The organism is Nostoc sp. CALU 1950 (assembly GCF_051172895.1).
Taxonomy (GTDB): domain Bacteria; phylum Cyanobacteriota; class Cyanobacteriia; order Cyanobacteriales; family Nostocaceae; genus Nostoc; species Nostoc edaphicum_A.
The window spans coordinates 1-21,243 of sequence record NZ_JBDNJQ010000089.1; the positions used below are offsets into that span (position 1 = coordinate 1).

General features: G+C 39.7%; 17 protein-coding genes. 7 read left to right on the top strand and 10 right to left on the bottom strand.

Features of this window, described 5'->3' with window-relative positions:
- Window positions 1-42: 42 nt before the first annotated feature.
- Both ABF638_RS22460 and ABF638_RS22465 read right to left on the bottom strand, forming a co-directional pair.
- Window positions 43-372: an SDR family NAD(P)-dependent oxidoreductase gene (locus ABF638_RS22460; RefSeq protein WP_435025191.1), complete on the bottom strand. Its 330-nt coding sequence runs from the start codon at window positions 370-372 to the stop codon at window positions 43-45.
- A gap of 46 nt (window positions 373-418) precedes the next feature.
- Window positions 419-1,858, bottom strand: coding sequence for an MFS transporter (locus tag ABF638_RS22465; RefSeq protein WP_435025192.1), 1,440 nt, complete (start codon window positions 1,856-1,858; stop codon window positions 419-421).
- A 635-nt stretch (window positions 1,859-2,493) separates the two neighbouring features.
- Here ABF638_RS22465 and ABF638_RS22470 point away from each other — a divergent pair.
- Both ABF638_RS22470 and ABF638_RS22475 read left to right on the top strand, forming a co-directional pair.
- On the top strand, window positions 2,494-3,513 hold the full coding sequence (locus ABF638_RS22470) for an Npun_R2821/Npun_R2822 family protein (protein ID WP_435025193.1): 1,020 nt from the start codon (window positions 2,494-2,496) through the stop codon (window positions 3,511-3,513).
- A gap of 88 nt (window positions 3,514-3,601) precedes the next feature.
- Window positions 3,602-4,549, top strand: a complete 948-nt coding sequence (locus ABF638_RS22475; protein WP_435025194.1) for a glycosyltransferase family 2 protein — start codon at window positions 3,602-3,604, stop codon at window positions 4,547-4,549.
- 132 nt (window positions 4,550-4,681) lie between these two features.
- On the opposite strand, the gene ABF638_RS22480 is transcribed toward ABF638_RS22475, so the two are convergent.
- Together ABF638_RS22480 and ABF638_RS22485 are read right to left on the bottom strand one after the other, a co-directional pair.
- On the bottom strand, window positions 4,682-5,398 hold the full coding sequence (locus tag ABF638_RS22480) for a chromosome partitioning protein ParB (protein WP_435025195.1): 717 nt from the start codon (window positions 5,396-5,398) through the stop codon (window positions 4,682-4,684).
- Complete coding sequence (locus tag ABF638_RS22485) at window positions 5,398-6,780, bottom strand: AAA family ATPase (protein ID WP_435025196.1); 1,383 nt, start codon at window positions 6,778-6,780, stop codon at window positions 5,398-5,400. The genes ABF638_RS22480 and ABF638_RS22485 overlap by 1 nt, the downstream gene beginning before the upstream one ends.
- Window positions 6,781-7,007: 227 nt before the next feature.
- Here ABF638_RS22485 and ABF638_RS22490 point away from each other — a divergent pair, with 227 nt between their 5' ends.
- On the top strand, window positions 7,008-7,379 hold the full coding sequence (locus ABF638_RS22490; RefSeq protein WP_435025197.1) for a hypothetical protein: 372 nt from the start codon (window positions 7,008-7,010) through the stop codon (window positions 7,377-7,379).
- 70 nt (window positions 7,380-7,449) lie between these two features.
- Here the strand turns inward: ABF638_RS22490 and nblS are convergent, their stop codons facing one another.
- Together nblS and purD are read right to left on the bottom strand one after the other, a co-directional pair.
- Window positions 7,450-9,396 (bottom strand): two-component system sensor histidine kinase NblS, encoded by a 1,947-nt coding sequence (gene nblS, locus ABF638_RS22495; protein ID WP_435025198.1) that lies wholly within the window; start codon window positions 9,394-9,396, stop codon window positions 7,450-7,452.
- 167 nt (window positions 9,397-9,563) lie between these two features.
- Entirely contained in the window at window positions 9,564-10,841 is a 1,278-nt protein-coding gene (purD, locus tag ABF638_RS22500; RefSeq protein WP_435025200.1) for a phosphoribosylamine--glycine ligase, read from the bottom strand.
- Window positions 10,842-11,286: 445 nt separating this feature from the next.
- Between purD and ABF638_RS22505 the strand changes: the two genes are divergently transcribed.
- Complete coding sequence (locus tag ABF638_RS22505) at window positions 11,287-12,237, top strand: NAD-dependent epimerase/dehydratase family protein (protein ID WP_435025201.1); 951 nt, start codon at window positions 11,287-11,289, stop codon at window positions 12,235-12,237.
- Between the two features lie 242 nt (window positions 12,238-12,479).
- Here ABF638_RS22505 and argS read toward each other — a convergent pair whose 3' ends face one another.
- Window positions 12,480-14,243, bottom strand: a complete 1,764-nt coding sequence (gene argS / locus ABF638_RS22510) for an arginine--tRNA ligase (protein ID WP_435025202.1) — start codon at window positions 14,241-14,243, stop codon at window positions 12,480-12,482.
- A 745-nt stretch (window positions 14,244-14,988) separates the two neighbouring features.
- On the opposite strand from argS, the gene ABF638_RS22515 reads away from it, so the two are divergent.
- Entirely contained in the window at window positions 14,989-15,822 is an 834-nt protein-coding gene (locus ABF638_RS22515) for a DUF4114 domain-containing protein (RefSeq protein ID WP_435025203.1), read from the top strand.
- A 109-nt stretch (window positions 15,823-15,931) separates the two neighbouring features.
- Here the strand turns inward: ABF638_RS22515 and ABF638_RS22520 are convergent, their stop codons facing one another.
- Window positions 15,932-17,200 carry a tetratricopeptide repeat protein gene (locus ABF638_RS22520; RefSeq protein WP_435025204.1) on the bottom strand — a complete coding sequence of 423 codons (1,269 nt, stop codon included), beginning with the start codon at window positions 17,198-17,200 and terminating at the stop codon, window positions 15,932-15,934.
- Window positions 17,201-17,392: 192 nt separating this feature from the next.
- On the opposite strand from ABF638_RS22520, the gene ABF638_RS22525 reads away from it, so the two are divergent.
- On the top strand, window positions 17,393-18,541 hold the full coding sequence (locus tag ABF638_RS22525) for a DUF711 family protein (RefSeq protein ID WP_435025205.1): 1,149 nt from the start codon (window positions 17,393-17,395) through the stop codon (window positions 18,539-18,541).
- A 2-nt stretch (window positions 18,542-18,543) separates the two neighbouring features.
- On the opposite strand, the gene ABF638_RS22530 is transcribed toward ABF638_RS22525, so the two are convergent.
- Window positions 18,544-19,212, bottom strand: a complete 669-nt coding sequence (locus tag ABF638_RS22530; protein ID WP_435025206.1) for a 2OG-Fe dioxygenase family protein — start codon at window positions 19,210-19,212, stop codon at window positions 18,544-18,546.
- Between the two features lie 240 nt (window positions 19,213-19,452).
- On the opposite strand from ABF638_RS22530, the gene sfsA reads away from it, so the two are divergent.
- A complete protein-coding gene (gene sfsA, locus ABF638_RS22535) occupies window positions 19,453-20,178 on the top strand; it encodes a DNA/RNA nuclease SfsA (RefSeq protein ID WP_435025207.1) in 726 nt (241 codons plus the stop codon).
- 193 nt (window positions 20,179-20,371) lie between these two features.
- Here the strand turns inward: sfsA and ABF638_RS22540 are convergent, their stop codons facing one another.
- Window positions 20,372-20,773, bottom strand: coding sequence for a fasciclin domain-containing protein (locus tag ABF638_RS22540; RefSeq protein ID WP_435025209.1), 402 nt, complete (start codon window positions 20,771-20,773; stop codon window positions 20,372-20,374).
- Window positions 20,774-21,243 lie beyond the last annotated feature (470 nt).

Sequence of the window (21,243 nt, forward strand, 5' to 3'; positions counted from 1 at the left end):
CAGCCTATACCGAGAGAGCTTTTTTACAACATTCCCGACTTTTCAAACATCCTCTGAGCTATTTCCCGCTTCAATGGTGCCGAGTAAGGCAATCCCCGCATTGTTGATGAGGATATCAACCCTTCCCAATTCTGCATTTGCCTTTGCTACCAAGTTATTTACCTGGGTTTCATCGGTCACATCGGTGACAATAGGTAATGCCTTGCCACCACTAGCTTCGATGCGTTCTGCTAATGCCTGAATGCGATCGCCACGTCTAGCAGCAAGTACTACTGTTGCTCCAACTGAAGCCAAAGCGATCGCAGTTGCTTCTCCAATTCCCGCTGAAGCACCAGTGATAATTGCTACTTTTCCTTCTAATTTACCTGTCATTTATCTAACTCCTTAGTGATTGCTAATTGGGGATGGGGCATTTTAACTATCCTTCCCCTGCTTCCTGCCTCTTACTGATCCTCAAAACAGATGCAACTGCTGCACCACATAGTATTAGGGCTGCAAAACGAAAAGTTCCTTGGAAGCCTGCAACGATCGCATCAGGAGGGGCAACAGATACATCTGCACCCGCAGACATGCTAGCGATTAACGCTCCAAATACTGCCCCGATTAGAGAAACTCCTACGGTGTTACCTGAAGTACGTGATAAAGACAGCAGCCCAGAAGCAATCCCTAGCCGCTCCCTCGGTACTGCTCCCATAACAGTGCTATTGTTGGGCGATTGGAATAAACCTAATCCAATGCCGTAAATAAAATAGCGCGATACATAGCCTAGCTCAGTAATTTGAGCATCAAAGGTGCTAATCCCCAGACAGCCGCCAATCATCAACCCCAGTCCCATTGAACTGATCAGTCGCGCACCAAAGCGGTCTGAAAGTATTCCAGCCAGGGGGGCAATTAACCCACTAAGTATAGGCGATACGGCTAGTAGCAGCCCCACTTTTAGCGTCGGATATTGCTTGACCCCTTCTAGAAAGAAAGGGACGATGAGTAGCGAACCGCCTATGACAGTGAATGCTAGCCAGCCACTCAGTAAACCCATACTCAATTGAAGATTGCGAAACAGGTGCAATTCTAGTAATGGCTGCTCTAGGATCGCTTCAACTACCAAAAAAGTTGTAAAACTAACGGCGGCGATCGCTAATAATACTAATGCATTGATACTGCTAAAGCCTTGGCTTTGCCCCTGTGTCATACCCAGCCCAAAACTACCCAGAGTCAATAAAGCCAATATGGCTCCAAAAAAGTCAAATTTTTGTTTGCCCTGAATACCTACAGAAGCTGGCACTACCCTAGCTATTAAGAAACTAGCTATGATCCCCAGCGGTACATTGATGAAGAATATACTATGCCAACCTGACCAGCTTAAGAGCAGTCCGCCAGCAGAAGGGCCAAAAGCAATTCCCAGTGATACTACACTACCGATGACACCAACAGCCCGACCTCGTTCGGAAGTGGGAAAAACTTCTGTGACGATTGCCAAACCAAGCCCAGAGATGAACACAGCACCTAGTCCTTGAAGTGCCCGAAAGCCGATCAACCATTCAATACTAGGTGCAAAACCACACAACAGCGAACTGAAAGTGAAGAGAACAAGTCCCCCTTGATATAAGGACTTCTTGCCCCACATATCACCCAGGCGCGTTGCTCCCAAAACTAAGCCGGAACTGACCAACTGGTAACTCAACACAGCCCATTGGGTTGTAGGGAAACTGGTGTCAAAAGCTTTTACCAATGTGGGCAAAGCAACATTGATGATGCCCACATCTAAGGTAGACATGAAAACTCCAAGTCCGACACCGAATAAGACCCAATTTTTTTGAGAGCTTGACAAAGCCAGAGGTTGTGCCTGGAATTGTGCCAACGTTTAGCCTCCACCTTTGACTTTACGGTTATGAATAGTTTGTATACGTATATTCATTGTAGGGTGCTATTCTTACTACCAAGTTTAGGAAACTAAATTAGCCGCTTCCATCCAAGACTATCTATGTATTTCATCCCTCCCATCGGTGATTTTGTTCACAGTGAGCTTCGTCCATAAAGTAAGTACGATATCTTGATAAAGATGCTGTATTTAGTGCTAATTAGCAAACTATCATAGGCAACTCTAGGAAGCAAGCTTTAGAGGTAATGCGGATTAGGAAATATCAATTATTAAAGTCACAACTGCAACAAATTATCAGTGTCGTATAAAAAACAACTCAATAAGCTCTTTGCTTTACCCAAGCAGAAGAACTCGTCCGAAATCATCAGTGTTTCGCCAGGTTTCAATTATGTGTATATTATTAATTACTTGGGAATAATAGATCAGAAAATAACCATAATATTATTCGCGTTACCCAGAGGATGTTTAAAAAGTAGCAAAATATACTATAATCCCCGCTCCCATTCCCTCATAGGGAAGGCTTGCTCGGTGGTTAGGTTTGTGAGGTATTGCTGTTACCGACAATACTTTTCAAACATCCCTTCGGTGACTAAACATAAAAAGGATTTCTCAAAATGGATACTTTCGGCATTTACACCCTTGCGAATGATGTGGTGTTTGATCAACTAGTAGCTTTGCTTAACAGCATTGAAGTGAATGTTAGCGCAGATATTCCTATTTGCATTATTCCTTATGATGAGCGACTAGACTTAGTTAGGCAAGAAGTTAATGCCCGAAAAAATGTAATTCTGTTTGATAATTGGGAGGTAATTCAACGCTGGGAAGAATTTGCTCATCAGGTTTGGGCTGCTCATTCCAGGCAACAAGATACAAAAATATCACACTCTAGCTGGTACAAAAGTCATTTACAAAGAAAGTTTGTTGCCTTTGAAGGGATTTTTGATAAGTTTGTATTTTATGATGCTGATAGCTTGGCAATGAAGCCACTCAATAATGTAATTGAAAAGTTAGAAACATCCGATTTTGTTTTTGATGATTGGGAACACCTTAAGGATAGACCTGTTGCAGCTTTAAATATTTCAGTTATAGAAAAAACTGGACTGTATACAGAAGCAGATATACGCCCTAAGCTGCATTGCTCTAGCTTTTTTGGATCTAAACGGGGGTTATTTACTGTTAAAGAAATTGAAATAATGAAGGAGCGATTAATTACCCATAGGGAAGTTGAATGGATTAATGGATATGGCTGGTGGGATGATGCTTTTTTGTTTAATTATATGACTTTGCGCTGCGATCGCCCACTATTTAACTTTACACTTAGCCCTAATGGCGAAGATAGAACAGGTAACTGTGCCAATGCAGATCCCTTCGTTAATATTAATAATGTTCTTTACAATCAAGATGGCTTAAAACCAATTCACCGCATCCATTACATGAGCTATTCTTCTCGTGACTTTGCTCATCTATCTCAAGGGAAAGATGTTAATATCTGTTATGCAAATGAGTTTTTACACTATCGCTTTCTCAAACAGCCAGAACAAAGACCAAAACAGCTAAGACCACTTAGCATAATTGCGAAGACTAATATTTTTTTCAACAAAGCAATGAAGAAAATTCAAAGAACTATCCGCTAAATATAGCTTTATTAGCAATGTGTTAAATTAGCAGTTGATATGATATAAAAGTTATATTTTCTATATTTTTAAGTTATTAGTATGCAATATGCCTAAAATTACTGTTTGCATTCCTACTTTTAATCGTGTTCATCTCCTCCCTTATGCCATTGACAGTGTGCTCAATCAGTCTGAGCAAGATTTTGAGCTAATTGTTTGTGATGACGGTTCTAGCGATGGTACACCTGAATTGATGTCACAGTACACAGACGATCGGATCAAATATATCCGTCATCTGCAAAATATTGGTAAAAGTAATAATATGCGCTCTGGCTTTGATGCAGCCACCGGTGAATATTTTATTAAATTTGATGATGATGATCGACTAACACCGGATTTTCTCGCAAGTACCGCAGCTATTCTTGCTCAAGACTCTAGCATTGATTTTGTTGGTACAGACCATTGGATAATTGATATTGATAATGTGCGCGATGAGGCAAAAACTCAAGAAAATACTCGACGCTGGGGTAGGAAGAATTTACCAGCGGGTATTGTAAATAATTTGTTGGAAGTTGTATTTATTCAGCAAAGCTTTCAAGTTGGGGCGACATTATTTCGCCGTAAAACATTGCAAGAATTAGGATATATGCAACCAAATCTCCAAAATTGTGAGGATAATGATTTATTTGTGCGTCTCGCTTTAGCTGGGAAAAATGGCTATTACTTACCAGAATTATTGATGGAATATCGTTATCATGCAGAGCAGCAAGGTATAAATCGAGCTATTCCTTATTTATTTGATAAAATCCGGTATTTAGAAAAATATAAATTTGAGCCTGAAAAAATAGAGACAATCAGGAAAAATCGTCTAACTGAAACGCAACTATTACTAGGTTTGCGTTTAATTGAAAAGGGTGAAACGCAAAAAGGCAGAGAGCTAGTTTTAGCAGGACAGTCTTTTTCTACACCTAAAGCTTGGACTGGTTTAGGGTTATCGTTGTTACCAGTTGGGTTGCGAGGTAAGGCTTTTAATGCACTGCGACAGGTGCGGGGTTAGGCTAGGGGAATGCGTTGGCGCAGCCCGCGCATCCCTTTTTAGATCAAGTATCTGGTGGTTAATGGCTTATCCAAAGTCGTAGATAAATCTATGCAGAGTTTTTAAACCGTGAAGAACTTATTTGACTAAATACTAACTTCTTGACCACTCATCAATAATAGTCAAAATTGTTTTATCACCCAAGTTTTTAACAGATTTTACTACATCACGATAATCTTCAAACTTTTGCTTTGGCTTCTTATTTCGAGCATCTTCTATAGATTTTGCAAGTTTTTCTGCTCCAGAAATTCTAGAGCGTTGTAACTTTATAGATAACTCGTCTTTATCCAAAGTATTCAATAAACTAAGCGGATTACTCTGTTCACCCTTTTGGGGAATAAGGTTTTCAAGTTGTTTTAACTGACTATCTATTCTCTGTCTTTCTTGTATAAATTCCGACTTAAATTTATTAAATTGCTTCTCAAGACGTAATTCTAAATTTGCCAGACGTGGTTCTAATTTTGTTGTTTCAGGCTGTGGTGTTACTGGTTTAACAGAAGAATCAATTCCTTTAAGAGATGCAATTTGCTTTAATGCTACATCCTCGTTTTCAGAAGATATAATTAAAGCACTAATCATATCACCTTCACTAGGGTTTTTTTCTCTAGCTCTTACAGCAGAATAGTACTCGAAATGCCCATCAACTACCTCATATTGTTCAAAGCCAGTCTTTTTTATGACTAATGGTTTTAAAATGCCTCCAGATTCTAGTATCAGGTCAGCAAGAATTTCTAAATCAGCCTCTTGAAAGTTTGAACGAGGAACATTAGAAGTAACAGTTTCAACATCTACCATAAAAAACTTAATCATTATTGCATCCCCATTTTATTTAAAACTTCTATAGCGAGAAATTCAAACTCAGCTGCGGCCTGATTTGCAGAAGGTTCATTAACAGCAAAATCAAGAATAGATTTCGGGTCAGGTATTTCCATGTTTCCCACCAATATAGTTTTATTAATGCAAGCAGATAAAGCTGTTCTTTCTGAGATAATACTATCCATGAGTGGCATATTATAACGATCAATAATTACACTTTTATGTTTTGCAAATGTGTATTTGAGATACTGAGCATTAGTAGAAATTTTAGATGGAAGAACACCCATAATAGTAATAGGTGGCTTTCCTAGACCTTCTTTATTTTCATTAACTTCTTGTTGAATAAAGTCTTTAACGCTGGGTAATCCTTGGTTGGAAAATGGCTTTAAGTCTGAAGGAATTATTAGGTAATCAGCAGCAATTAAGGCAGCTTGTGCATACACATCTAGTGATGGAGGAGTGTCGATAATTACAACATCATATTCATTTTTTACTTTTTCTAGTTTTTTAGCTAGTCTCAATCGGCTTGGCCCAGATTGGACAAGATTCTGCTGCAATGCGATCAAGGTAATATGTGAAGGAATAACATCAATTTCTGGATTGTTAAAAAATTTAGATTTACAAACAACATCTGGAATAAACTTAATGTCGTTTTTTTCTAATAAATGATAAACATTGCAGCCTTTTAAATCATCATCTTCCTCAAATTGAAATTTAATTAATCCTGTCGCAAAAGTTGTATTTGCTTGAGCGTCTATATCAACCAAAAGAACCTTTTTTCCTTTCTTACTCAACGCAGCTGCTAAATTGATAGAAACTGTAGTTTTACCTACGCCACCCTTATGATGGTAGATTGCAATTGTCTTCATTGAATATTGCCTCTTAGTTTTAAGACTTAAATCATCTTCAGCTATTTCAAACGCTGACTTATCTATAAACTGTCCTTCTTTTAAACTCTCTCTACCAATTAAACTTTTAATATTCTCTAATTTCGCCTCAACTTCCTTCCCAGAGCATTGAAATAATAGCTGAATATCGTATTGCGATTTTTGATAAATTCTAATCTCTTTGCCATTAGTCAACAACCCATACCTGACATTCAAGCTGGTTAAATAATGCCTGAGTCGGGGGACATGATTATTTAAGTTTTGTTTGGGATGCTTTGCCTCCATGACAACACTCAACGGTGAATTTGCATCTAAGACAAAGGGAATCACCTGTGCGGCAAATGCTAAGAAATCTAAGCGGATGCTACCAACGGCAACCTCTTGATGCCAGGTGTCAGGTGTATAACCTAGCTGCGGTAGCAAATATTGCACTATGAGTTTGCTTTCAACTTCGCTTTCGTTACGGCATAGCTCAGGATTAAAAGGCAATATTTTTCTACCTCTAAATAATTATTGGACTTAGGATAAAACCTCATATTTGCTAGATTATGGCATACACTTAATTATTATGAGTGATATAAATAACTTATAATAATATAAATAATCATCATAAAATTAGTACTTTTGCTGATACAGTAACCACTTCTGAGAGCGATTTTCCCATTACCTTTGTAAATGGCTAGAATCAAAGTGTTTACCTATTTGCGCTAAAGGTTTTGGCTACTGTATCTTGTCCCCACTGCCATCAACTCGTTGATAATCAAGCTATTAGTTGTCCCTATTGTCGGACAACACTCAAAGCTTACGGTCATCCCGGTATTCCATTGCACCGCGCGACTGGGGACGGGTATCTGTGCGACACCTGCACCTATCACGCTGATGATACTTGCAATTTTCCCCAGCGTCCCTACGCCAAAGACTGTACCCTCTATCAAAATATTGAAGAGACAAAGTTAGAGTTGCAACAGCAGCGTTACACTAACAGTTTTGCAATAACTGTGAAAAGTTGGGTAAAACGTAATCAGGCTTTGCTGTTGCTATTAGGTTTATTATTGGTCTGTTTGTTGTTCGTTATATTAAAGTCTTGATTTGTGTTTACTAGGGAATGGGGAATGGGGAAAAGCAATGCCTCATACCCAATCCCCAATGCCCAATCTTTCAAGCTGTAGTGATTTTGGATGCTTCCGCAATCGCTTCAACTTGTATCGCTGGTGCTTTTTCTTCAAAGGCGGCTAAGTCGAACCAAAAAGTGGTGCCAATGCCAACTTCACTCACCAGATGGACTTTACTATGATGTCTGTCGATGATATTTCTGACAATCGATAAACCTAAACCCGTGCCTTCTAGGGTGTGAACTCGGTTTTCTACGCGGAAGAAGCGTTCAAAAATTGAGTGTTGATCTTCTGTGGCAATGCCAATTCCAGTATCGGAAATTTCAATCCGCACTGGACAAGATTGGGTGTGATTGGGTATGAAATCCAGTTGGTAGGCGCGGATTGCTACTTTCCCACCGGCTTTTGTGAATTTAAGGGCATTACCAATCAGGTTGCCAAACACTTGTACTAACAGATCATAATTACCCATTACCAGAGGCAAATTAGGAGCAACTTCTTGAAGGAGTTCAACACCTTTATCTTTAGCATTGAGTTGGTAAGTACGCAGTGTTTGCTCGATCGCTTGGGCTAAATCCACGCCATCGAAGCTGTAGTTACGACCAGATTCTAGTTTTGACAAATCCAAAACATCGTTAACTAGGCGGGTTAGGCGATCGGTTTCATGGTTCACAGTTTGCAGAAACTCTTGCCGTTCTTCTAAACCTAAGTCTTCGCCGTAGTCGTGCAGGGTTTCAATATAGGTTTTGATGTTGAATAGAGGGGTTCGCAGTTCGTGGGAAACGTTGCTGATAAATTGGCTTTTTGCATCGTTTAATTCCACCTCACGGGTTATATCTTGGACGGTAATTGCAATACCTTTGATGCTTTCCCTTTGCAGGTTGAGTACTGTAGTCAAGAGAATGCGGATTGTCCGTGGAGTGGGTTGGTTAATAAAAATTCGGAATTCGGCGCTTTCGCATTCGCCTGCTGCCATTTCGTACAAGGGACGAGTGATTTCCATTTGTACCGATGGGGGCAAGTGATGCAAAACATTGTGGCCTACCACATCAGCGGCTTCCCAGCCAAAAATTCGCTGCGCTGTGGGGTTGACTAAAATCACCTGCATGTTGTTATCAATCAACACAGCACCATCTGCGATCGTCGAAACTAGGGTTTCTAGCTTGGCTTTTTCTGCGGTCAGTTCCTCAATATTCTGTTCTTCATAGCGCTCTAATCGCTCTGCCATCTCATTAAAGCTTAAAATTAACTCCCCCAGTTCGCCCCCTAAAGGTAAATCAATACGCTGCTTGAAATTCCCGGTAGCAATTTGCTTCACCCCCACTAGCAGTTCTTTAATGGGCTTGGTGATGGTCAAGGCGTTAATCACTCCTGCCAAAATTACCATTACCCAAATCGTGATAAAAACGGCAATGGTGACATCGCGGGTAAAATTAGTGGAGATAACAGCGGTCTGATTGGGATTGATCCCGATCGCTAATACACCTAAGTATTTTTGATTTACAATCAGGGGAATAAATACATCTGTAACTGCTCCATCTGGAGTCATGTGTTGCCGCACCATCGGCTTTTCCCCATCACCAGGGTAATCTTCAGGCAGTTGTATTCGCCGTTTAATGGTGAGGGAATTTTCTACCTCGGCATCCCAAAAAGGAATGCCAAAAAAGATTTCCCCAGTTTCATCGGCGTAGAGCATATAACGCACGCTAGAGGTGCTGCTATAAAAACGTTGGGAAAATTGGGCAACCTCAGTGAGATTATTGTCAGCGACTAGGGGCGCAACGTTGGCAGCAAGCAACAGCCCCAAATCACGACCGAAGCGGGTGTCATTCATCCGCGCATCCTGCTGAATTGTATTTACAGCCCAGAAGGTCAGACCACTCATCACCAATGAAACCACCAACGTGGCAACAGCCAGCAGTTTGGTCTGGAGTGTGAACTCTGACCACCAACTAGCGATCGCATGTCGAATTGTTTTTAACAGAGTTAGCATCTTAAATAAAGTTGTTAGTAATCTTTGTTATAAAGCCCAACAACTAAAAAATTAACAGTTAATTTGACAAATATGTTAGGGAAATGGGGCATTGGGAATGGGGCATGGGGCATTGGGCATTGACTATAAGGCATTAGTTATTGCCTCACATTCAGCACTCCCAACCCTTAACTCCTAACTCTATAACCTATATCTCGTCGATAAAATATCCCATCGAACTGAATATATTTGATACCAGCGTATGCTTGGGCGATCGCTTGCTCAAAATTTTCTCCAATTCCAGTCACATTTAATACTCGACCCCCATCTGTCACTATTTCTTGTTGCTGATTCAACTTCGTACCTGCATGAAATACAGTTGCTCCTGTTGCCTCTGCCTCACCAATGCCAGTAATTATCTGGCCTTTTTCATATTCTCCTGGATAACCACCTGAAGCTGCAACGACAGTGGCAGATGCTCCCCCTTTCCAAGCAATGGGCGGCAATTCACTTAATCGTTGTTGTACACAGGCTAGAATTAACTCTTCAAGGGGTGTTTCTAACAGTGGCAAAATCACCTGGGTTTCTGGATCGCCGAAGCGACAGTTAAATTCCAAAACCTTCAAGTCGCCATCGGGTGCAATCATTAATCCAGCATACAGCACGCCTCGGTAATCAATGCCTTTAGCTCGTAAGGTGGCGATCGCTCTTTCTAAGACTTCTGTTTGAATGCGTGCCATCAACTCTGGAGTAGCAATGGGTGCTGGGCTGTATGCTCCCATCCCACCAGTATTTTCCCCCGTATCGCCGTCACCAATCCGCTTGTGGTCTTGAGCTGGCAGCAAGGGTCTAATTGTTAACCCATCGGTCAACGCTAAAACTGAAACCTCTTGCCCAATCAAACATTCTTCAATGACGACAAACTCACCAGCACTGCCAAATTGTCCTTGAAAAATTGCATCAATGGCACTTTCTGCTTGTGCAACTGTTTCAGCCACCGTTACACCCTTACCAGCTGCCAAGCCATCAGCTTTGACAACAATTGGCGCTCCTTGAGATTTGATATAAGATTTTGCTGCTGCTGCCTCCGTAAATACCGCAGCCCGTGCCGTCGGAATCCCTGCTTCTTGCATCAAGGCTTTTGCCCAAGCTTTACTCGCCTCAATTTGCGCTCCCGCTCTGACTGGGCCAAATACCATCAATCCTTTGTCTTGGAGGTAATCTGTAATTCCCTTAGACAGGGGGACTTCTGGCCCAACTATTACCAGAGTTATGCCATGTTCTAAGGCATATCGGCTCATGCCCTCAAAATCATCTACTGCTAAGGGCAAGTTCTGGCAACGTTCCATACTTGCCGTGCCCCCATTCCCTGGTACACAGATAACTTGCTCAATTTGCTTAGATTGCAACAGTTTCCATGCCAGAGCGTGTTCGCGCCCCCCATTACCGACAACTAAAACTTTCACAGATTTCCTCGTGCGTTCCTTGCGAAACGAGAATACCTTAGCGGTTCTCGCGGATCAATTTTTTCATCAATTCTTACACTTGTGCAAGCCCTTTATATTTAAGTATATAGGCATGAACCCATATAGTTATTCTAAAAAGTTACTTTATTATGCATATCTAACTTTAATTATTCCAATCTGCTGACCTATTTTAGCTATTGAGTTTTAATTATATTTATTTTGAAAATTATCAATTCACTAATTAATGAATTGATAATTTTTATTATTAGCTATTGCTCAACAGACTTAATAATGTATTTGAAATGCAAGTATATTAGTTTGATTATCTGTTATGTTGATAGACCGATAATCATAGATTAAAAAAATTTCAAATAATAGCAAAATATTGATTATAATTATTAACTTGTCAATATAGAAATAAATCGGGATATAAAAAATAGGCGACATGGCTAAAATTATCGTTACTGGAGCCGCAGGCTTTATTGGTTCTCATCTTGTAGAAACATTGCTACAACAAGGAGAAGAAGTGATCGGGATTGATGAATTCAATGATTATTACGATCCTACATTAAAGCGTAACAATGTTGCACACTTACATCGTTCACCTGGCTTTACATTAATTGAAAGAGATATTCAGTTTTTAGATTGGCAGAAACTCCTACAAGATGTTGATGTAGTTTACCATCAAGCGGCACAAGCAGGTGTCAGAGCAAGTTGGGGTAAAGCTTTTCGAGATTACACAGAACGAAATGTTAATGCTACACAAGTTTTGCTAGAAGCAGCTAAGGATGCTAAACACCTGAAAAGATTAGTGTTTGCCTCTTCGTCAAGTGTATATGGTGATGCGGAAACATTACCCACTCACGAAGGGATTTATCCTCAACCAGTTTCTCCTTACGGTATTACTAAGCTAGCAGCAGAGTTTTTGTGTGAACTATATCACAAAAACTTTGGCGTGCCTTGTGTGACATTGCGCTATTTCACTGTTTATGGCCCCAAACAGCGTCCAGATATGGCATTTCATAAGTTCTTTAAATGCATTTTGCAAGATGAGGTAATTCCTATTTACGGTGATGGGCAACAAACGCGGGAATTTACTTTTGTTAGTGATATCATCGCCGCCAATTTAGCTGCCGCCACTGTACCCCAAGCAGTGGGAGAAATCTTTAATATTGGTGGTGGTAGCAGAGTAGTTTTAGCAGAAGTCTTGGATACGATTGAAGAAATTGTTGGGAAAGGAATCAAAAGAAACCACATAGAAAAGGCAATGGGAGACGCTCGTCACACCGCTGCTGATGTATCTAAAGCTGAGAAAATTCTGGGATATGAGCCGCAAGTCTCCCTGAGAGAGGGTTTGGCAGAGGAATGGGAGTGGATTAAATCTTTGTATTCCTAATACTATTTCCTGAAATTCTTGTTAAAAATATGTTGGTAGGGGCGTACAATTTTGCGTCCCTACAGCCGATTAATTTGTTGCAAAGATTTTTATAAACGGTATAGGAAAATTCCGGCTTGATTACTTATTAACAAACCGCAAAAGACACAAAGAAAAATCACCTTTAACTAACTCTTACTCTGCGTAACTACCCTGCGGTAAGGCGAAGTGCATCTGCGTTAAAAAATCTCATCTAGATGATTTTACATTCTTTCTAATACCTGAATTCCTAACAAAGATAGTCCCAATTTCAGGGTTCTAGCAGTCAAATCACATAAAACCAAGCGGGATGTCCGCTGTGGTTCCTCCGCTTCTAACACCTGAACTCCCTGATTGCGATCGTAAAACTGATTAAACTTTTTACTCAGTTCATACAAATACTCACATAAACGGTTGGGCAGCAAGTCTTGCTCTACACTACTAATAATTTCATCCAATTGAAGTAAATATTTTGCCAGTGCTAATTCTGTTTCATGCTGCAACAGGACAGCATTGTTTCCCAACTCCTGAAAGTTAATATCACCCTTGCGGCTAATCCCCTGAATCCGCGCATAAACATACAGCATATAGGGCGCAGTATTACCTTTGAGATCCAGCATTTTGTCGTAGCTGAAGATGTAGTTACTGGTGCGATTTTGGCTTAAGTCTGCATATTTAACTGCACTGATGCCAACTACCCTAGCAACTTCATTAATAAATTCTTCAGTTTCTTGACGTTCTTCTTCTTGTAATCTAGTTTTTAAGTCTGCATAGGAACGAGAAACAGCTTCATCTAACAAATCTCGCAACCGAACAGTATCCCCAGAACGAGTTTTGAATTTCTTACCATCTTCTCCTAGCACCAACCCAAAGGGAATATGGACTAATTCCACATCATCAGGAATCCATCCGGCTTTGCGTGCTACCTGGAAAAATTGGGCAAAGTGGTTTCCTTGTCCAGCATCGGTTACATAAATTATCCGCTTTGCTTGATCCTGCTGAATCCGGTAGCGGAGAGATGCTAAATCTGTAGTGGCATAGTTATAACCGCCGTCTGATTTCTGCACAATTAAGGGTAAAGGTTCACCTTCTCTATTTGTAAACCCTTCCAGAAAAACACATTTTGCGCCTTGGTTTTCTACCAGTAATCCAGATTTATCTAAATCTTCTACAACGCCAGATAGTAAAGGGTTATAGAAAGATTCTCCGCGTTCAGTTAACTTGATATCCAGCAACTCATAAATTACTTGAAACTCCCTACGTGATTGTTCACACAGCAGTTTCCAAGCATGGAATGTATCTTCTGCACCTGCTTGTAATCTGACAACTTCTTGGCGTGCTGTCTCTTGAAAAGCTTCATCTGCATCAAAGCGTTGTTTGGCTTTGCGATAAAAAGAGACTAAATCACCAATATCTAAAGCATTTGCGGTAGTAAGCGCGTCTGGGTAAACTTCCCGGAGATAGGCTATTAACATGCCAAACTGCGTACCCCAATCACCTACATGATTTAACCGCAGTACATCGTGTCCTTGAAATTCTAAAATCCGAGCGATCGCATCGCCAATAATTGTAGAACGCAAGTGTCCAACATGCATTTCTTTGGCAATATTCGGACTGGAAAAATCCACAATTTCCCGCTTCGGCGTTTTCGCGGCTGGAACTCCTAGTCTGGGATCTGCTTGAATCGCATTGAGTTGTGCTTCTAAGTATGCCGTTTTGAGTTTTAGATTGATAAATCCTGGGCCAGCGATTTCTGGCGGTTCGCAGATTTCGGATACATCTAGTTTCTCAACGATCGCACCTGCGATCGCTCTTGGTTGCTTTCCTAACTTTTTACTCAGGGATAAAGCCACATTCGCCTGATAATCCCCAAATTTAGGATTGCTAGCAGGAACCAAAATTGGATCTACTCCAGCGAAGTCAGCGCCAAAAGCCGCGACTAAAGCCTGCTCAACCTGCTCTTTTAGTTGTTCTTGTGTAGCATTCATATATAAATTTTATCTGGGAGAAGGGGAATGTAGCTCTGGAAAAGCTTGATTATTTTAACCTTAAAATATATTCATCAAGTCTAAGCAAGAACTGTCATCCTAAAATACAACCTCCAGATTGTCTACCATCCTTGGCAGAACTTACAGATTCTGACGATACCCCAGTGGAGGTTGACAGACTAATACTACTTCATCAAGTCAACGAAAGTGTGTTACGTAGTAAACACTCCAGTGCTTCTGGCAACGACTTCAGTCTTGACTATAAACTTATTTAATCAGGTTTCCTTGACTTGATCTCCGTACCTAAGTTTATCAACTTAGGTACGGAGATAAACTCTGTTTGTATAGCGGCGAATAACCTTCGCCAAGGCTTAAGTTGACACACACGACAGTACACCCATACCTATTTATCTCATTCAAATGAAAATTCTTATAGATTAAGCTTTTAGCTTTTTACTAGAGAAATTGCACATCTTATTTTCATAATAAGTATAAGTTTTTCATAAATTTTTCATCATCTATCAGTTTAAGTTCTAAGTACTAATAACAGTGTATTAACTGATATAGAATAGTCTTTTTTAAGTGGAATTACTTTAGATGAAGAGCTATTTGAATATACCAATAAAGGCTAAATTATCAATTGACTTTGCAGAAGAATAGCTGTTAGAAGTAAGAGACGACAGAACACAGATAGCTGCTCCCAAGAGCATTATCTAAATTGTTTTCCCTACTAGTGACTCTTGATATGAAACTTAATTTACTCACTGCCTTGATTGCCGCTACAGCTACCTTAACCGGATTAGTTTCCAAAGTAGAAACTGCATCTGCTGCTGATTTTAGCTGGGATAGTTCCTGGACTCAACCAACGGTATACAATAAATCTCAAACTGGTTTTAACGACACTCCTTTTCAACAATTTGTCCAAGCTGAAAGCGTTGTTCTCCCAAACAGCGGACAATTTAAATTAGACCCCACTCAATTAAACCTAAAATACGACCATGATGTTTCTGTTTACTTTATCAATGAGGGCGCAGGTTATAGAAACCAGTTAGCCTTTAATGCCACAGGAACCACTAACAAGTCTGGGCTGCTTTTTAATGATATTTCTTGTGAAGGAGACGGGTGTGTTGGTGGTTGGGGCGGTAATGCCCTAAAATTTGGTGATGGGGTCAATATTGGCAATGTTACCGCAGGTACTCAACTCGACTTATGGTTGAGAGCTGATGGTCTCAACCGTGGTAACTCTGCCAATATATTTGGTACTGAAACTGCTTCTAATGCTGACGGACTACAGCACGCCGTTGCTTATGCTTACAACAACTACATCATATTGGCATTCGAGGATTTATACGGTGGTTTACACGCTTCAGGGGTAGATGCTGCAACTGGGAAGTCGAACGAAGGTTCTGACCGTGACTTTAATGATGTTATTGTCGTTCTTGATATCGGCGAAGCAAATGTTAGAGAGTTAATTGGTGCTACCGTTCCTGAACCATCTGTTACTCTGTCAATGTTCGCAGTGGGAGCAGTTAGTATGTTTGGATTGCGTCGTCGCCGTCAAAGTCGCACTTCTAACTAAACTTTAAAACGTTGTTAATATAGGGCGCGTTTAATATCAGAAGTGATTGATCGCATATTCACCCGTACACGTGTATGGGTGAATTTACGTGTGTAGTGGCATTTATATTTTATCTACCGCGATCGCGTTCTAAATCATCAATCACTTTTTGCAAATACCACTCGTCTGACATCCCAGGATAGTAATCTTGCTTTTGCTCAATCAATCGTTCGGCAATTTCCCAATATCCTCCCACCATTCGTAAAAGTCGCTGACGTAGCAGGTTATATTTTTGCTTTTTTGACTCTGGACTAAATTTCTGGATTTTTTCTAGGCTACTTAAAACTTGTTGATAATTTCCCCAATCTTCTTGTTCACAAAAAATACTCGCCGCCTGTTGATAATTCTCCACGGCGTTTTGCATTTCTTCTAAGCAAGTATAGGCAATACCGCGATTGTAGTAAGCATGAGCATCATCAGGATTAATTTGCAGCGCTTGGGTGTAATCTTGAATTGCATCGATATAATTGCCCATTGCCCGATAGGCATTACCTCTGGCAATATAAACTAAGGCATCTTCGGGTTGTATTTGGAGTGCTTGATTAAGGTCTGCGATCGCTCCTTGATGATCTCCCAATACAGAACGGGCTTTGCCTCGGTTGCGATAGACAATGGCATCTTGGAAATTTAGTCGCAATGCTTGATTAAAATCTGCGATCGCTTCTCGATAATTTCCCATTTTACAACGGACAACACCACGGCAGCAGTAAGCTTGGGCATCTTGCGGATCGGCTTTTAATACCCAGTTTAAATCGGCGAGTGCCTCTTGGGTATCTCCTTTTTCAGCCTTGTCTAATAATTGCGTGAAATATTCCTTTGTGGATAAAATTGGCGCATTAGTGGAATGTGGTTGCTGTACAACAGATTTTTCTGGGGGTTGTAGCTGTTTAATTAGTTCCAGACACAGACGACAATTCTCTTTATCCTGTTGTTCTAGATATAATTGTGCAGCTTTTTTAAAGTTAGCGATCGCATCTTGAATATAACCCTGTTTGCGCCGCACCATCCCCCGTAGATTATAAGCAGCAGCATAATTGAGATTAAGACGAATAGCCCGTTCCACATCCTCCAGCGCCCCCGGCAAATTTTTCAGCGCCACCCTGGCTAATCCACGACAATAATATGCCTCTACACTCTCAGGATTCAGCTTCAGGGCTTCGGTATAATCTGAAACAGCCTTAAGGACTGCTCCTGAGTCATAATATGCCAAACCCCGTTGCAAGTAAGCTTCGCTAAAGTAAGGTGTCAATTGTAAAGCATGGTTAAATTCCTCAATTGCTCCAGCGTAGTCTTTTCGCCTAGCCTTTTCCAATCCTCTATTGTAGAATTCGTCATTCATGGCATTTGTTTGGTTGATTCAGTTAGTTGAATTCCAGCAAGCTTGCTTCATAGCCTAACCTATGCACTCACCCTTAATATTTTAAGTATCCGGCGTGGCTTTGCTTAATTTCATGTTTTCTGTGAAATAAAACCAACACACAACGGTTTTGGAGGTAGATTTAGTACAAATATCAATAACAATTTTATACCAATGAAAATTAGAACTATTACAACAGGTATATCACTTCAATCCCTACAAGAGCAGGAAAAAATTAAGCAAGCTGCTGAATTTAATCGGCAAGCGCAGATTTTTTTTGAAAAACAAGGATATGAGGTACAAACAACTAGAATTGCCACTAATACCTGGGAAGAATATCTGCAAGAGTTCTCCAAAACCGAAATTATCAATAAAATTCAAACTCTAGAACAACTTTGCCAAAATCAGAATATCAGCTTTTTCAATATTGGTTATGCCAGCAAACCCGAAACCATAGATATGATTTCAGATATCAACAAAAATACATCGATTATTTATTGCTCTAGCAAAATTGGCGATAGGGAAAATGGCATCAATTTTGAGAATGCGAGGGAATCTGCTAAAGCTATTAAACGTATTTCCCAAGAAAGTGAAAATGGCTATGGCAACTTTCGTTTTTGTGTATGGGCAAACTGCCAGCCAGATATTCCATTTTTTCCTACTGCATACCATACAGGCAATACATCTTTTGCTATAGGCTTAGAGTTAGGCGACTTGGTAATGCAAGCATTCTCACAAGCTAACAATATTACAACAGCAGAGCAAAACCTACACTTAATTTTAGAATTAGAATTAAATAAAATTGCAGCTATTGCTGAAAAAATATCTGATAAGTTTAACGTAGCATATAAAGGAATTGATACATCTATAGCTCCATCTTTAGACAAACAAAATAGTATTGCTTTTGCTTATGAAAAATTGATGAGTGGTAAGTTTGGACATTCAGGAACTCTTGCAATTTCTGGGATGCTGACTCGTGTATTGAAAAGCGTATCAGTAAAAATCTGTGGTTACTCTGGACTAATGCTTCCAGTTTGTGAAGATGTTGGACTAGCTGCAAGAGCTAATGAGCAAACCTATGATATTACAAATTTATTATTATATTCAGCAGTTTGTGGCTGTGGACTGGATACAGTTCCGATTCCAGGCGATATAACTATAGAAAAAATTACAGCTTTATTAATTGATATGGCAACTTTAGCCATCAAGTTGAATAAACCACTCTCAGTCAGATTATTTCCGATTCCAAATAAAAAAGCTGGGGAAATGACTACATTCAATTCCCCATATCTCGTAGATTGTAAAATATTTACAGTTGACTAAAATTATTCCGAAAGCAAACTTGGAGAAGTCAGCACAAAAACATCCCTACTTCCCTGAGCATCAATCTGTGGTTTGATAGGAGTGGTGAAGTGGAAAAAATCATGATCATTTACCAATAAAAGTTCACCCGGATTTAGAACTTTGCTAAACACAGGTTTTTCTTTTTTGGCTGTATAGAGATGTGTTTCTCCACCTTGAATATTATCTCTATCTACGGAAAATATGCCAATAAAATCAGTACCATCTTGATGGATACCTTCAGGCGCTGGATTACTAAAATTATTTGGTGAACAACTAATTCTAATTTGATGAACTCCGATTTCAGCTTCAGGATGAAGTTTACAAGAATCACTAAATGCTAAAACAAGATTTCTAAAAATTTCAAGCTCTATGAGTGCATCATCTAATTCTGCAAACTCTCTTTTTATATCGCCCAACAATGGATTATGTTCTTTACTTTGAAAGAAGTAGCCATGAGGTAATTTGATTAACTTATTTCCCGAAACGGTGAATCGAGATAATCTTCTAGAACGATAATTACCTTTGATATAAGGATCAACAGGCATATTACTAAAAAATGGTTTGAAACCTTCTAGATTTATCGAATTTACTTTTCTAAGAGTAAAGAGAAAAGCATATTCTAATTCCATTGCTGTCCACACTTTTTGCATAGGATTTACCTCCTTGCATATTGAAATTCTCCCGGATTTTTTATGGGAGACTTATAATACTTAGTATATGATACTTTTTATTGCTATGTTGTTAATTTAACTACAAAAATTGACAATCCATGATATATGAAGTTACTCAAATTCTCTCACAGGGAAGAGTAGCTGCTGAAAAGATTTGCAGATATGGGTTCGGTGGGTAAGGAATCGACGTATATTGACTAGCAGCAACAAGGTTTCATAATGATAGATTGGCTTTACCGTTACCCACCTTTATATCCAGGTATTCTGCTAAAACGCTACAAGCGGTTTTTTGCTGATGTTCAACTTACTTCTGGCGAGATAGTTACAGCACACTGTCCCAATACAGGGCCGATGACTGGAGTCTCGACTCCCCAAAGTGCGGTACAGCTTTCCAAAAGCGATAATCTTAACCGCAAATTGGCTTACACTTTAGAACTAATTCAGGTACATGATAATGAGCCGACTTGGGTAGGCATAAATACTTTTTTGCCCAATCGGGTGGTGAAGCTAGCTTTGGCGAAACACCTTTTCCCAGAATTGGGCGACTATAGCCAAATCAAGGGCGAAGTGGTTTATGGGTTAGATAAAAAAAGTCGAGTGGATTTTTTCTTGACGGGGAGTGATGAAGAACGCCCGATTTATTTAGAAGTGAAAAATACAACTTTGTCTGAGGGGAGATTAGCTTTATTTCCTGACACCGAGACTACAAGAGGACAAAAGCACTTGCGAGAACTGATGGCGCTACTACCTCTAACTCGTGCAGTGATGCTTTATTTTATCAATCGTAATGATTGTACTGAGTTCTCTCCTGGCGATCGCACAGATCCTGTCTATGGTAAATTATTACGGGATGCGATCGCTCTCGGTTTAGAAGTCTTACCTTGCCGTTTTGACATTTCCCCCGAAGGTATCCGTTATTTGGGTTTGGCAAAACTAAAAATTTGATTACATCTAATAAAGAGAGACTAGCAATTGCAACGTCCTTACACCAATAAAACAATAAATCCATCTAGATGCTGTCTAGATGGATTTGTTGGTAGTTGGTGTTTACTAAAAAACATTCAACCAGACTGTAATAGAGAAACGACTATTAGGTAGTCGCCGTCCTACAAATAGCATCCGCTATTGTGAGGTTTGCTTATGCAGGAATCAAAACTGTGTCAATTACGTGGATGACACCGTTATCAGCAGCAACATCTGCGGTTGCAACTTTTGCATCGTTTATCTTGACGCCATTAGAAGCATCAATTTTTACATCTGAACCTTCAACTGTTTTAGCTGTCTTCAGTTTAGCCACATCAGCAGCCAGCACTTTGCCTGAGACAACATGATAGGTCAAGATTTTCTTGAGTTTAGGAATATCTTTCAGTAACGCGTCTACTGTACCTGCTGGAAGCTTATTAAAAGCTGCATCAGTGGGTGCAAAGACAGTAAATGGGCCAGTGCCTTTTAGTGTATCTACCAGACCAGCCGCTTCGATTGCTGCAACTAGTGTCTTGAAAGAACCATTATTAGTGGCAGTGTCAATTATGTTGGCCATGTGTTTTACCTAGTTCTGTGTAACCTGTTACAAATCTAAACCATGTTTACATAAAATCTATCTATCGTTAGGCTTATATCAAATTAAATTTTTTATTGATAGTATAAAAGTTTATATATATTTTTATACCAATAAAGAATTATATGTACATCTTCTGGGTGGATGATTTACAAGCGCTTCTAGATGCGATCGTTTGTCATCAGTATCAATCCAGTTAGCTTTTACCAAAAAAGTTGGTAAAAGCTAATTTAACTGTATTTACGCCAATAATTCCGATTAATCCTTGTGATAACAGAATTACAAGAATTAGTTTACTTATCTGTGTCAGGGAGTAATAACCAAAAAAGTTGGTAATAAACTTATTTAACTGATATTATTTCATCACTAAATACATTTCACTCGCTGTTTGTGTAATTCTACGTGGAAATAATAAACGGCTAATCACGCTAATACTTTTAGCAATTGTGATT